The organism is Streptomyces albidus (ex Kaewkla and Franco 2022), assembly GCF_013870515.1.
Classification (GTDB): domain Bacteria; phylum Actinomycetota; class Actinomycetes; order Streptomycetales; family Streptomycetaceae; genus Streptomyces; species Streptomyces albidus.
The window spans coordinates 1-13521 of sequence record NZ_JACBXA010000017.1 but is presented as its reverse complement, the minus strand read 5'-3'; the positions used below and the strand labels follow the sequence as shown (position 1 = coordinate 13521).

Here is a 13521-nt window from a genome sequence, read left to right as displayed (position 1 = left end):
TGTCGCGCCGCCGGTCAGCGGTGGTGACGGCCCCAGGACCTGGTGTCGATCCAGCGGCCGCGGTCGTCGCGGAGGGTGGCCGCGTCGTTGTTGTCCCACACGTAGTTGCGGCGGTCCTGGTAGACGTCGCGGTCGTTGTCGCGGCCGATACCGGTGTGGACCAGGATCGAGTCGTGGCCGCGCAGCCACGTGCGCTGGAAGCGGTAGCGGTTCCCGTCACTGTCGCTGAGGGTGTAGCCGGTCAGGCTCACCGCGTGGCGGCTGGTGTTGCGCACCTCGACCCATTCCGCGTTCAGGCTGCGGTTGGTGCCGTTGTCCCAGCCAGGGCTGTCGTACTGCACCTGTCCGATCACCACCGCCGAGCGGTAGGCGTCCGGGTAGTCGGCGGCCGTCGCCGGCAGCGCCGCCGCACCCAGGAGGGCGGCAGAAGCGAGAAGCGTTGCCGCGAAACGGAGCGGACGAGAAGCAGACATGTGGTGTCTCCTCGAAGTCGTGCACACACGGCCGGACTTGGCCGGCCGGTGCGATCGGATCCCGGCCGAGTGCCGAGGCCCCTCAATGTGGCGGGCGATCTTCGCAAAAAAGCCGCACACGAGGACGTATTACGGAATGCGGACAAATCCGAGATCTACTGGTGGCTTTCGGAGGGCGGACTCACGCGGTCCTTGCGGTGGAGGCGAGGCGCACATGTGTCCGTAGGACGTTCGCCAGGTCGACAGGGGCCGTTGAAGGAAGCGGCGAGAGCGCCATCAGCGGCGGATCCGCAGAATGCCAGGCCAACTGCGGCTCGGGAAATGGTGATTCCGCAGCTCAGCGCACCGGGTTCGATTCACGTCACTCGCTCCAGCGAAGAGCCCCAGGTCGCGCTCCTGGCCTTCTTCGTTGCGAGGGCTGGTCCATCGCTGAGCGGCGCGTGCCGCGATGGACCCGTCCCGCAGCGGAGGTTGGCGAGGACTTGAGCGTCAACAGCAGTCACGCTGTCGCAGACCTGCGCAGCGGCCCACTCGACGTTGGCACAAGTGCAGAAGGACTTGTCGGAAAGCACCGCGCCCTTGGGGCGGATCGAATCCAAGTGAGAACCCGGCTCTCCTGCGTCCCCGATGTCGCAGGCGGGCCGTCGCTGCGGAGAGCGAGCCCGTTCACGCTGTTCAGTGGCCGAGCCGGGTGAGCGCCTGGTCGGGGTAGCGTCCACCGGCCACGGCATCGGTCGGCACCGCGTCGCGCAAGCGGGACACCTGCTCGTCGCTCAGAATCACCTCGGCTGCTTCGACGTTCTCCTCCAGGTACCGCCTGCGTTTGGTGCCGGGGATGGGAAGGACGTCCGGGCCCTGGGCGAGGAGCCAGGCCAAGGCCGCCTGCGCCGGCGAGCAGCCGATCTCACCGGCGACGTTCCTCACGGCCTCCACCAGCGCGAGGTTGCCGGCGATGTTCTCGGGGGCGAAACGCGGCCAGCGTCGACGGTTGTCCTCCTCGGACAGTGCCTCTCGGGAGCGCAGCGCACCGCCGAGCATGCCCCGGCCGAGCGGTGAGTACGCCACGACGGCGACACCGAGTTCACGGCAGGTGGCGAGCATCTCGCCCTCCACCACGTCCCTGGTGAACAGCGAGTACTCGAGCTGGATCGCGGCGACGGGGTGCACGGCGTGGGCGCGGCGCAGGGTCTGCGGGCTGACCTCGGACAGGCCGAGGAAGCGGACCTTCCCCGCCTCGACGAGTGCGGCCATGGCGCCGACCGAGTCCTCGATGGGGACGGCGGGATCACGACGATGCATGTAGTACAGGTCGATGTGCTCGGACTTGAGCCGCGTCAGCGACGCCTCGCAGGCGACCGGGACGTATGCGGCCGACGTGTCGACCTCGTCCACCCTGCCGGTGGCGGCGCTGCGCTTCAGGCCGAACTTGGTGGAGACAAACACCGTGTCGCGGTCGCGGCTGCTCAACCAACGACCGATCAGAGCCTCGTTGGCGCCGACGCCGTACACGTCTGCCGTGTCGAGAAGGTCGACGCCCAATTCCGCGGCACGGTCCAACGTGCGCAGGCTTTCCTTCTCGTCGGCGGCTCCGTAGGCGATGGACATGCCCATGCAGCCGAGTCCGATCGAGGACACCCGTGCAGCCGGAGAGCCCAGCGGACGGAACTTCAACTCGCCTCTCCCCCTGCGTGCGGCCTCGGCATGGCCGTGGCGGTGCTGATCGAAGCCTGAAGACGTCCAGGCCGGCCGCTGCGGGCCGGCCTGGACGTCCGTGCTCAGGCCAGGTCGAACCGGTCGAGGTTCATGACCTTGTCCCACGCGGCGACGAAGTCGCGCGCGAACTTCTCACCCGCGTCGTCGCACGCGTAGACCTCCGCGAGCGCGCGCAGCTCGGAGTTCGAGCCGAAGAGGAGGTCGACGCGGCTGCCGGTCCACTTGACCTCGCCCGTGACGGTGTCACGGCCCTCGTAGGTCTCGGCGGCCTTGGACGTCGCCTCCCACTGCGTACCCATGTCGAGCAGGTTCACGAAGAAGTCGTTGGTCAGCGAGCCGGGGTTGTCCGTGAGCACGCCGAGCGACGACCTGTCGGAGTTCGCATCCAGGACGCGGAGGCCGCCGACGAGCACCGTCATCTCGGGCGCGCTCAGGGTGAGCAGGTTCGCCCGGTCGATGAGCAGGTACTCGGGCGGGAGGACGTTGCCCTTCCCCAGGTAGTTGCGGAAGCCTTCCGCAGTCGGCTCGAGGGCCTCGAAGGACTCCACGTCCGTCTGCTCGGCCGAGGCGTCCGTGCGTCCCGGTGTGAAGGGGACCTCGATGTCGTAGCCGGCCTTCTTGGCGGCCTGCTCCACGCCCGCACAGCCACCCAGGACGATGAGGTCGGCGAGCGAGATCCGCTTGCCTCCGCTCTGAGACGAGTTGAAGGCGTCCTGGACGGTCTCCAACTTGCCCAGCACCGTGGCGAGCTGGTCGGGGTTGTTGACCTCCCAGCGGTTCTGCGGTTCCAGGCGGATGCGGGCACCGTTGGCGCCGCCGCGCTTGTCGCTGCCGCGGAACGAGGAGGCGGCGGCCCACGCGGTGGCGACCAGCTCGGACACCGACAGCCCGGAGGCGAGGATCTTGCCCTTGAGAGCGGCCACGTCGTCCGCACCGACGAGTTCGTGGTCGACGGCGGGGACCGGGTCCTGCCAGATCAGCGTCTCGCTCGGCACCTCAGGGCCGAGGTAGCGGTTGATCGGCCCCATGTCGCGGTGGGTCAGCTTGAACCACGCACGGGCGAACGCGTCCGCGAACTGGTCGGGGTTCTCGAGGAAGCGCCGCGAGATCGGTTCGTAGACCGGGTCCATGCGGAGCGAGAGGTCGGTCGTGAGCATCGTCGGGGCGTGACTCTTCGAGCCGTCGTGGGCGTCGGGGACGGTGCCCGCTCCGGCGCCGTCCTTCGGCTGCCACTGGTTGGCGCCCGCGGGGCTGGTGGTCAGCTCCCACTCGTAGCCGAAGAGGATCTCGAAGAAGCTGTTGTCCCACGTGATCGGGGTGTTGGTCCAGATGCCTTCGAGGCCGCTGGTGATCGCGTCGCCCGCGCTGCCGGTGCCGTGGGTGCCCTTCCAGCCGAGACCCTGCAACTCCAGCGGAGCCGCCTCGGGTTCGGGGCCGAGGTGGCTGTCGGGAGCCGCGCCGTGGGTCTTGCCGAAGGTGTGCCCGCCGGCGATCAGCGCGACGGTCTCCTCGTCGTTCATCGCCATGCGACGGAACGTCTCGCGGATGTCGCGGGCCGCGGCGATCGGGTCCGGGTTGCCGTTGGGGCCCTCCGGGTTGACGTAGATCAGGCCCATCTGGACGGCGGCCAGCGGAGCCTCGAGCTCCCGCTCGCCGCTGTAGCGCTCGTCGCCGAGCCAGGTGGACTCAGGGCCCCAGTAGACGTCCTCGTCGGGCTCCCAGACGTCCGGGCGGCCACCGGCGAAGCCGAACGTCTCGAAGCCCATCTGCTCCAGGGCGACATTGCCGGCGAGGACCATCAGGTCGGCCCAGGACAGCTTCTGGCCGTACTTCTTCTTCACGGGCCACAGCAGGCGGCGGGCCTTGTCCAGGTTCCCGTTGTCCGGCCAGCTGTTGAGCGGCGCGAAGCGCTGCTGTCCGGCCCCTGCACCACCGCGGCCGTCGCTGATGCGGTAGGTGCCCGCGCTGTGCCACGCCATCCGGATCATGAACGGGCCGTAGTGCCCGAAGTCGGCGGGCCACCAGGCCTGCGAGTCGGTGAGCACCCCCGCGATGTCCTGCTTCACGGCGGGAAGATCAAGGGTCTTGAAGGCCTCCCCGTAGTCGAACTCCTCGTTCATCGGGTTGGCCACCGCGGTGTTCTTGGCGAGGATCTTCAGGTTGAGGCGGTTCGGCCACCAGCCGCGGTTCCCGCCTCCCTGGGTCGGGTGCGGGGCGCGGCCGTGCGCGACCGGGCAGCCACCTCCACTTCCCGAGCTCGCCTCTTCGACGACGGCATCGTGGTTCTCAGACACGGGAAATCCTTCCAAGCGGATCAGGGGTTGATCAGAGACTAGATACGGCGGAGCAGCCGGGCACAAGCCCCCCATAGACCACCACAACCTAGTCCCAGGCGAAACATGGCCGTCGGAGAACCGGGGCAGCCGCGGCGGACGGCTTCGCGTGCCGACTCTCGACCTCGTCGGCCCCACTGCTTCGCAGAACGCTCATGCGCCCCGAAGCGTTCCGGAGCAACACCTTGGCATGCGCTCTCTTCAACCGCATCCGTCCCCGCAGGCCTGGCGCCCGCGTGCTCACTGCTCACCAGCTCAAAGCGGCCGAGAGCTCGGTACGTTGCGGCCTCGGACCTGGGACGTGTTTCCGAACGTGCCGGCCAGAGGCCTGAGCTGTGAGAGAAGGATCGCAACTCGGTGGCGTCCGGTGTGGAGATCAGGAAGGCTCTCGCGCATGGTCTCGGTGTTGCAGAACGTGGCGATTGACTGTGCGGATGCCTACGAGCTTGCCCGGTTCTGGAGCAGCGTGACCGGCCGTCCGCTGCATCCGGAGGACGGACCGGGCGCCCAGGAGACTCAGGTGCTGCTGGCGGAGGGCCCGGTGCTGCACTTCAACCAGGTGCCCGAGGCGAAGACGATCAAGAACCGGATCCATCTGTGCCTGCGCCCTGAGACCTCGCGCGACCAGGAGGTGGACCGGCTGCTGGGCCTCGGTGCCGCCTTCGTCGCCGATCACCGGAATCCCGACGGTTCAGGATGGGCGATCCTCGCTGATCCCGAAGGCAACGAATTCTGCGTCCTGCGCAGTGAGGCCGACCGGGCCGCCATGAACTCCTGACGCTCACGCGCCGGCCTGACCGGTTCCATGTGGCAGATCACAGCCACTCGTTGACACCTGAACTCACCAAGGCGGGGACGGAGCCCAGGACGAACCGCGGCCCCGTCGGGATCCGGCGAAGCTCCACCGGCGTCGCGGAGGCGTCGCGGCGGCCGGCTCACTTCCCTCTGAGTCCGGCCCCTGTCCGGAAGTCTGGCCCGCAGGCACCGCGGAGGCATCTGCGGTCGCGCTGGACGGTCCCGTCGGAGCGCCGGCAACCGGGGTGGCGGTGAACCGGACGGGCAGGTCCGTCAAGGCCCGGATGAACGGGCCGGGGCGCCATGTCAACTCCTCTGCTGGCACTGCCAGTTCGACCTCGGGCAACCGGTCCAGAAGCACCTCGATGGCGACCTCGGCGATGATCGTGGCGACATCCTGTGCCGGGCAGGCGTGCGGGCCGGCGCTGAAGGCGAGGTGTGCGGTGTTCGCCGCCCGCTGGGACTGGCTGGTGGGCAGAGAGGGGTCCAGGTTCGCCGCGGCGTGGCTGATGGTCACCGGGACGCCGGGTGGGATGCGGGTCTGCGTTCCGGTCTCGGGGTCGCGCAGCAGGTAGTCCTCGATGGCGTACACGAACGAGTAGTTCGAGTGCGGTGCGTGCAGCCACAGCACCTCGTTGAGGGCGTCGCTGACGGTCAGGCTGCCCCCGGTCAGGTCGCCGGCGAAGCGGTCGTCGGAGAGCAGCATCATGATGGCTGTCGAGATCCAGGCCGTACCGGGCACCTGGCCGGCGCCCGTGATGACCACCAGCTGATCGATGAGCTCTTCCTGGGAGACGTCGGCGGAACGCTCGAGCAGCCGCGAGGTGACATCGTCGCCCGGTGTCCGGCGCTTGATCTCGATCAGTTCGGTGAGACAGGCGACCAGGTCCTTCAGGCCGTCCTGTGCGGCGGCGGGGTCGACGCCGTTGACCATCTGCAGGAATGCGGCGGAAATACGGCCGTTGAGATGGTCGGGGCAGCCGAAGAGCTGTGTGAGGACCATCATCGGAATTCGCCCGGCGTACTGCGAGACCAGATCCGCCTTGCCGTCCGGAGCGAATTCCTCGATCAGCTGGACGGCACTGCGCTGGACGCACGCCCGCAGCTTGCGCGGGTCGATTCCGCCCAGCGCGTGGTCGACGGGAGTACGCAGCCGCAGGTGCTCCTGACCGTCTGCGAACCACAGGCTTTTCCGCGGGCCCATGATCGGCAGGATCGGGCTGTCGGAGGGCACATGGCCGGCCTCCAGGGCCTCCCAGCGGTGGGCGTCCTTGCTGAAATACGGGCTGCGCAGCACCTCCAGAGCCGCCTGGTATCCGACCACCAGAAGCGATTCCACACCCGGAGCCAGCTCCACCGGGTGCACTGGACCGCCCTGCGCACGCAGCCAGTCATACGTGGCGTTCGGATCCGTGGCGAAATCGTCGCCGTGCAACTTCGGCAGATGCGCAGTCGGCGCCGTTCCCGGCCGATGCGGCTGGAACGGGCAACCCTCCGACTCCGCCCCGGAATCCGGGTCGGGCATGTCGTCCGGGCCGAAATCGGTGTCGGTGGCGGGTCCCTGTTCGGGGTTGGGGTCGGGAGAAGTAGTCACGACGATTCCTGATGGTCGGCATACAGGTGCTGGACTAGCGCGATGAGGGCGTTCTTCGCGGACTCGCGGTCCCTCGCGTCGCACACGATGAGGGGCGTCGCCTCGTCCAGATCGAGGGCTTCGCGCAATTCCGCCTCGGGGTAATCCGGTGTGTCCGGAAAGCTGTTGAGCGCAACGATGTAAGGCAGTGCGGACTTCTCGACCAGACTCAGAGCCTCGAACGACTCTGCCAGCGACCGGGAATCGGCCAGCACCAACGCACCGTAGGCGCCGCGGCACAGGTCCTCCCAGATCTGCGTGAAACGCTGCTGCCCCGGCGTACCGAAGAGGTACAGCGCGAAATCATCAGCGAGAGTCAGCCGCCCGAAATCGAGCGCGACAGTAGTCGACCGCTTTTCAGGAACGCCGGTGACGTCGTCCACCGGGACGCTGTCCCGCGTCATCAACTCCTCGGTACGCAGCGGGTCGATCTCGCTGACAGCCCCGATGAGAGTGGTCTTGCCGACGCCGAACGGGCCCACCACCATGAGTTTCGCGGTGATCTGCACGGTGTCGCGGACGTAGATCCCGTCAGAGAGCCTGGAGGCCATGCAGCATCCTCTCCAGGATACGGAGATGATCAGGGTCGGGAGTGGTCGCGCCGGTGGCCGGGGAAGTTGCGGGGTCCATCCGGGACGATTTCGTCTTCAGCAGGCCGAATTCGAGAAGGTCGCCTATCAGAATCCGGGTGATGGTGAGCGGCTGTCCGAGATGGCCGGCAACCTCCACGACCGACAGGTAGCCCCCGCGGCACAGGTCGATCATCGCCTGCTGTTCGGGCTGCAGGCCGGTGACCGGCTTGCCGGGGACCGCGGTCACCATCGTGACCACGTCCAAGCTGTCCGCGTTCGAGGTGGGCTGGGCCCGCCCGCCCGTCAGCACGAACGATCTCACCAGATCACGCCGCTGACGGTGAGTCATGCGCTGCTGCCTGCGTCCTCGCGCAGCTCCGCACCCATCTCCCGCCCCAGCTGAGCCACGACCTCATGCATGCGGTAGGCCACCTGCCCCACGTCGGCCGCCCCCGAGGTCGCCACGGACAGGAACGTGGAGTCGTGAGCGCGGATCGTGACCACGAATCCGCCGTCGAACTCGACCATGCTCTGTCTCCACGAGTCGGCCGGAGCACGGCAGAACATCGCGGTGGCACTGCTGGTGGACTGCACGCCGGCCAGCGCAGCGGCGATGCTGTCGGCCTGGTCCTGGTCCAGCCCCGGGGTGAAGGCCTTCACCAGACCGTCGGCGGTGATGAGGATGGCGTCGTACACCTCGGGCTGGTCCAGCACCTGGTTGAGCATCCATGCATCCGCGTTCTGGGTCATGACTCCTGAGTCCCCTCACTCGAAGGACGAAGACGCTCAGCCGCCTCCCGGCCTGCGCGCTGGAACGCACCGATCGATGCCGCCGCCTGGCTGGGCGTCCGCTCCGCGGCCTTTTGAGCCTTGGGGGCTTCGGCGGCCGTGCCCGGTGAACCGGTCTCCTCGACACGCCCCACAGGCTGTTGCCGCGTCCGCTTGGGCAAACCGTTCGCCGTGGTCACTTCCCGTGCACCCGAGTCGCCCGTGTCAACTCCCGCGCCGGCAGCCCCCGTTGCGGACGACGCCATCGCCGGGGCAGTCGCCGTCTCGACCGGGTCGGTCAGAAGCGACCTGGGCAGGTTCACCACGGCCCGTACACCACCGAACGCCGAAGCGGTGTCGACCGAGACCGAGAAGCCGTACCGCCGCGCCAGCGCACCACAGGCGGCCAACCCGAAACGGGGCGGATCTCCCAGGCCCGCGATCCCGAGCGAGTCGTCGTTCAGCAGATGCGCGGCCTTCTCCCGCTCGGCGGCGTTCAGGCCCACGCCGGCGTCCTCGATCACGAAGGCCAACCCGCTGTGGGTGAGCTGCACATGGACCTGTACGGGAGTCTGCGGATGCGAGGAGCGGGTCGCGTTCTCCAGCAGCTCCGCCACCGTCATGACCAGAGGCTCCACCACGCGGCCCGTCACCGCTCGGGTGTCCTCGATACGCACGATGTGGACGCGCTTGTAGTCCAGGATCCGCCCGATCGCGCCGCGCACGATGTCGTGCAGCGACGTCGCGTTGTGCTGACGGCCCGGCCATGCCCGGCAGACCACGGCCATGCCGACGGCCCGGCGGAGGATCTGCGCATTGGTGTGGTCGAGCTGCATCAGATCCTCGAGGAAGACGGGATCGTCGTGCCGCTCGGTCATCTCGGTGATCTTCAGCTGCTGGCCGTTGGCCAGCCCCTGGAGCTTCCGTGCGACGGCCAACAGCAGGCCTTCCGCGGCCTGTTCAGCGGTCTCACTCGCGTAGCCGAACATCTCCAGGACGGCATCGTGGGTGTCCGCGAACTCCGTGCCCGCGAGGCGTTCGTGCAGCGGATCGGGGATCTGTGTGCGCTGGTCGTGCCGGCGGGCCTCCGTCAACGCCGGAAGCCGCTCGTCGACGAGGTGGAGGGCCTCCTCGTCGCGCATGCGGACGGCCTTTTCAAGGGAGTTGATGCGCTCGGCGTTGCGGAGCGCGAGGCCGCGGTACCGAAGTGCCGTGATCCCGGCGGTGATCGTGGCCAGGGCCAAGGTCAGCATGAGCCAGAAGGCTGCGTCCGTAGTGCGCATGATCAGATCCTCGGGAATGAGCAAGGTGGCCGGGGAGAGGAGGCGGAGGGCAGTTCACGGGCCGGATCCGGTGCGAGCGGCCGCGCCGTCCCGAGTGCCCCCGTGCGTACCGGCCAGGGGGCTGCGGACGGTTCCGGGCGGCCGGAACTCCTCGTGCCGGAGCGGCAGTTGCTCACCGGCGCACGGTTCCAGCTTGTGCCCGAACGGCCCGATTCGCTCGGGCATGGAAGAACTGCGCGGTAGGCCTGCCCCCACTGGTCGCGGGTGGTCGGAATCATCAGGGCTCCGTTCAAGACGGACAGGCCGGGACCTGTGCCCATTCGTTGATGAACTGCGTGGTCAAGCGTCGGACGGCTCCGGTGATAGGCCAAGATACGTCAGCCCTCTTCGAATTCAAGACAGTTGACAGAATCGTGCCCGGAGACTTGTGAGGCGGTGCCGGCCTTGTGGCAGGACGCCGAATCACGTGGTCGGGGGCGCCTCGCATGAGGACGAGTCAGCTGCTCCGCATTTCCTCCGGAAACGCTCGCGGTTGCCGACTGGCTGAAGAAAGCCGGGTGTAAAGCAAGGCATGTCCGCAAATGCGCGACTGCGCCACCGGCGCTACGGACATCGCAAAATGGGCGGGACCGATATGAACTCGGTCCCACCCGTGCGCCGTTGCGGCCTGCGGTGCCGAAACCGCCACGAACGGCGGCGACGGCGCCTCTGCTCCGCGAACCGGGACGCACGCCGACTTCCGTGCCGCGACGTCTCGTTGAACGCTGCCTTGCCGGTCGCGTCGGCGGGGCCCTCCCCTTGCGGAAGGTCAGGTCACCGGTCCCATGAGAAAGGTCAGGTCACCGGCGTCCGCGCAGGCGGCCGAGGAGCTTGCGGGCCTGAGCCTGCTTCCTGGGGTCTGAAGCAGCACGCCGGGCCGACTCGATCGCCCGTCGACCTTGCGGACTACGGCTGAACTCCTTGATCCGTGCCATCAGACCGGGCATGGCGCCTCCCTGTGTCGAGAACAACGGCGACGGAGCACCGCCCACCTGGGAGTGCGCCTACCCTTCGGCCTCACCGCGACACCCTTACGTGGTCGTGCCACTCGAATCGTCCGCGGTCCGACCTCGACGCCTCCGGCATCGTCGCCGCCGTCCCGTCCCGGAGCGGTGCGCGGCGCAGGGGCGCAAGAGGTGTGGGATGTCCCCATGACCTCTCGTGTGCTGTACCTGTTCGGCTGCGCTGCGCCGCCCGTGCTCGACCTCGCCGGTGCCGTCCAGCGCGCAAGGTCGGACGGATGGTCCGTCTGCGTCGGACTGACACCGACCGCGGCCGGCTGGCTCGAGGACCAACTGCCCACCCTTGAAGAGCAGACGGGCAACCCCGTGCGCAGCGCACCGCGGTCCCCCGAGGACCGCGAGGTGTGGCCACATGCGGACGCGGCGATCGTGGCGCCGGCGACGTTGAACACCGTCAACTCGTCAGCCCTGGGGCTCACCCCGAACTTCGTGACCGGTTATGTGGCCGAAGCGATCGGCATGGGGTGGCCGCTGGCGATGATGCCGTACGTCAACAGCGCCTACGCCACTCATCCGCAGTTCGGCCGGAGCGTCGAGACCTTGCGTTCGGCCGGCGTGCGGGTCCTGTACGGCGAGGGCGGCTTCCGCCCCAGCCCGCCAGGTGAGGGAGACCGGACAGCGTATCCGTGGCATCTGGCGCTCGATGCCGCGCGGTCACTCGCGGGGTAACCCGCGGGGTAGGAAACCGTGCGGGCGCCCAGCCGGGCGTCCCGACGCCTGGGTGTAGGAAATCACCCTCGGCTATATCCTCTGGTCGAGGCATCATCGTCAACCGAGCCGACTTCCTGACTGCACACCGAAGGGGAGAAACCGTGAGCGGGGCTGAGAAGCCGGAGACGGAACTCGAGCAGCTGCGTCAGGCCATGGAGACAAGGCCTGTCATCGACCAGGCCCACGGTGTACTGATGGCCTCCCACGGCTGCACCCCACAGGAGGCGTGGGACGTGCTGCAGGCGGCGTCACAGCACACCAACACCAAACTTCACATCGTCGCCGAGCAGGTCACCGCAGCCACCCAGGGTGACCCCATGGCCGACTCGATCCGCGCCGCAGTCAAGTCGCAGCTGCGCAATATCGGGAAGCAATGAGCTCATCCTCCGCTCACCGTGCCCGCTGTAGCCCGCACCCACCTGTCGTCCGCGGCCGACCGGCAGGTACTTCCCCACTACCTCATATCCAAAGCCGTGAGGCATGCAGTCGGGTAACCACGACTGCGGCTCCTACACCACGACTTGCACCACTCCCCCCATCGAGTGTCCCTCCGGGGTCCGTTGCGTCCGCCTGGGAGCCGTCGCTCTCCCACCCGTTCCGGTGACGGTGGGATGCTTGAGCTCGGCTCCTGACGCCGAGGCGGGAAGGCGACCGGTCTGAAGCCTGAGCCGACGACCGCGGCGCACCAGCAGCAGAAGGGCGATCACGGATGGCGCGTCACGACGAACTCAAGTACCGGACCGTCACGTCGTTCCAGAGGCGCATCGGCAATCCGCTCCTCTCCCGTCTGCCGACTCAGACACTTCTGGAGACGGTGGGGCGCAACTCCGGGCAGCCACGACGGACTCCGGTCGGTGGCCGCCGCGTCGGAGACGAGTTCTGGCTGGTCTCCGAGTACGGCGAGCAGTCGCAGTACGTACGGAACATCAAGGCACATCCGCAGGTCCGGGTCCGGATCAAAGGACGCTGGCATGCGGGCACGGCCCATCTGATGCCGCAGGACGACGCTCGTGCACGGCTGAAGTCTCTGCCGCGGCTCAACAGCCTCGCGGTCAGGGCGCTCGGCGCAGGGCTGCTGACCGTGAGGGTCGACCTCACCGACTGACACGGCTCACCGGGCACATGCGGCCGTGGGCTCTGACGCCCCACCGACGAACGGCCTCTAGGCGGATCGGCACTCAGCGAGCCGCCTTTCGAGGAAGCGCCGCTCCGCCTCGTTCTCCACCAGTTCCAGAGCCCGGCTGTACGACGCCGCGGCTTCCTGGGTGCTTCCGGCACGGCGCAGCAGATCAGCACGGGTTGCCGGCAGCAGGTGGTACCCGTCCAGGTCTCCCTGCAGCTCCAGTTCCGAGACGAGCGCCAGCCCCGCCTCCGTGCCCTGGGACATGCCCACCGCCACGGCGCGGTTCAGCTGCACCACCGCCGAGGGCACGTAGCGCGCCAACTCCCCGTAGAGGGCTGCGATCTCGGCCCAGTCCGTCTCCGCGGCGGTGGCCGCGGTGGTGTGGCACGCCGCGATGGCGGCCTGGATCTGGTACGGGCCGGGACGCCTGCGGCGCAGCGCAGACTCCAGCAGGGTCGTCCCCTCCTCGATCGCTGCACGGTCCCACGCGCCGCGGTCCTGGTCCTCCAGAGTGACCAGCTCGCCGGTCTCGTCCACCCGCGTCCCGCGCCGGGCGTCGTGCAGCAGCAGGAGCGCGAGCAGTCCGAGCACCTCGGGCTCGTCCGGCATGAGTCGTGCCAGCACACGCGCCAGTCGTACGGCTTCCGCGCAGAGGTTCGCGCGCACCAGATGGTCGCCGGAGCTGGCCGCGTATCCCTCGTTGAAGAGCAGGTAGATCACGCCCAGCACGCCCGTGGTGCGTTCGGGCAGCAGGTGCGCGGGCGGCACCCGGTAGGGGATTCCGGCGTTGCGGATCTTCCGCTTTGCCCGCACGAGCCGCTGGGCCATCGTCGTCTCGGGCACGAGGAAGGCACGGGCGATCTCGGGGGCGGTGAGCCCTGCGAGCGTACGCAGTGTCAGAGCCACCCGGGCTTCGATCGGAAGGGCGGGGTGGCAGCAGGTGAACATCAGGCGCAGCCGGTCGTCCCGCACCCCGCTTCCGTCTTCGTCCGTGGGGTCGTGGGGCCCTTCGTCACGTGCCAGCACTGCCGCCTCCCGCAGCTTGGCCGCCCCGAC

Annotated in this window: 13 protein-coding genes; 4 read left to right on the top strand and 9 right to left on the bottom strand. The window is 68.4% G+C overall.

The window, feature by feature from the left end; genetic code table 11:
• Positions 1 to 14: 14 nt before the first annotated feature.
• The 3 genes from H5J26_RS05305 to katG form a co-directional block, all read right to left on the bottom strand.
• Positions 15 to 473, bottom strand: a complete 459-nt coding sequence (locus tag H5J26_RS05305) for a lamin tail domain-containing protein (protein ID WP_181764515.1) — start codon at positions 471 to 473, stop codon at positions 15 to 17.
• 675 nt (positions 474 to 1148) lie between these two features.
• On the bottom strand, positions 1149 to 2144 hold the full coding sequence (locus H5J26_RS05300; RefSeq protein WP_181764514.1) for an aldo/keto reductase: 996 nt from the start codon (positions 2142 to 2144) through the stop codon (positions 1149 to 1151).
• Between the two features lie 104 nt (positions 2145 to 2248).
• Entirely contained in the window at positions 2249 to 4480 is a 2232-nt protein-coding gene (gene katG / locus H5J26_RS05295; protein ID WP_181764513.1) for a catalase/peroxidase HPI, read from the bottom strand.
• 433 nt (positions 4481 to 4913) lie between these two features.
• On the opposite strand from katG, the gene H5J26_RS05290 reads away from it, so the two are divergent.
• Entirely contained in the window at positions 4914 to 5297 is a 384-nt protein-coding gene (locus H5J26_RS05290; protein WP_181764512.1) for a VOC family protein, read from the top strand.
• A 63-nt stretch (positions 5298 to 5360) separates the two neighbouring features.
• Here the strand turns inward: H5J26_RS05290 and H5J26_RS05285 are convergent, their stop codons facing one another.
• The 5 genes from H5J26_RS05285 to H5J26_RS05265 are packed head-to-tail and all read right to left on the bottom strand — an operon-like array spanning position 5361 to position 9570.
• Positions 5361 to 6908 carry a cytochrome P450 gene (locus H5J26_RS05285; RefSeq protein ID WP_181764511.1) on the bottom strand — a complete coding sequence of 516 codons (1548 nt, stop codon included), beginning with the start codon at positions 6906 to 6908 and terminating at the stop codon, positions 5361 to 5363.
• A complete protein-coding gene (locus H5J26_RS05280; RefSeq protein WP_181764510.1) occupies positions 6905 to 7498 on the bottom strand; it encodes a GTP-binding protein in 594 nt (197 codons plus the stop codon). The genes H5J26_RS05285 and H5J26_RS05280 overlap by 4 nt, the downstream gene beginning before the upstream one ends.
• Complete coding sequence (locus H5J26_RS05275) at positions 7479 to 7868, bottom strand: DUF742 domain-containing protein (RefSeq protein ID WP_181764509.1); 390 nt, start codon at positions 7866 to 7868, stop codon at positions 7479 to 7481. Before H5J26_RS05275 ends, H5J26_RS05280 begins: the two co-directional genes overlap by 20 nt.
• Positions 7865 to 8269, bottom strand: coding sequence for a roadblock/LC7 domain-containing protein (locus H5J26_RS05270; RefSeq protein WP_181764508.1), 405 nt, complete (start codon positions 8267 to 8269; stop codon positions 7865 to 7867). Before H5J26_RS05270 ends, H5J26_RS05275 begins: the two co-directional genes overlap by 4 nt.
• Positions 8266 to 9570, bottom strand: a complete 1305-nt coding sequence (locus H5J26_RS05265; RefSeq protein ID WP_181764507.1) for an ATP-binding protein — start codon at positions 9568 to 9570, stop codon at positions 8266 to 8268. The genes H5J26_RS05270 and H5J26_RS05265 overlap by 4 nt, the downstream gene beginning before the upstream one ends.
• Before the next feature lie 1190 nt (positions 9571 to 10760).
• On the opposite strand from H5J26_RS05265, the gene H5J26_RS05260 reads away from it, so the two are divergent.
• The 3 genes from H5J26_RS05260 to H5J26_RS05250 all read left to right on the top strand — a co-directional run bounded on the left by H5J26_RS05260 (position 10761) and on the right by H5J26_RS05250 (position 12447).
• The gene (locus H5J26_RS05260; RefSeq protein WP_181764506.1) at positions 10761 to 11300 is read left to right on the top strand and encodes a flavoprotein; all 540 of its coding nucleotides are present in this window, start codon (positions 10761 to 10763) and stop codon (positions 11298 to 11300) included.
• A 143-nt stretch (positions 11301 to 11443) separates the two neighbouring features.
• Positions 11444 to 11719: an ANTAR domain-containing protein gene (locus H5J26_RS05255; RefSeq protein WP_309237784.1), complete on the top strand. Its 276-nt coding sequence runs from the start codon at positions 11444 to 11446 to the stop codon at positions 11717 to 11719.
• 332 nt (positions 11720 to 12051) lie between these two features.
• Positions 12052 to 12447, top strand: coding sequence for a nitroreductase/quinone reductase family protein (locus tag H5J26_RS05250; RefSeq protein WP_181764505.1), 396 nt, complete (start codon positions 12052 to 12054; stop codon positions 12445 to 12447).
• 57 nt (positions 12448 to 12504) lie between these two features.
• On the opposite strand, the gene H5J26_RS05245 is transcribed toward H5J26_RS05250, so the two are convergent.
• A partial coding sequence (locus H5J26_RS05245) for an RNA polymerase sigma factor (protein WP_181764504.1) occupies positions 12505 to 13521 on the bottom strand: 1017 nt, incomplete at its 5' end.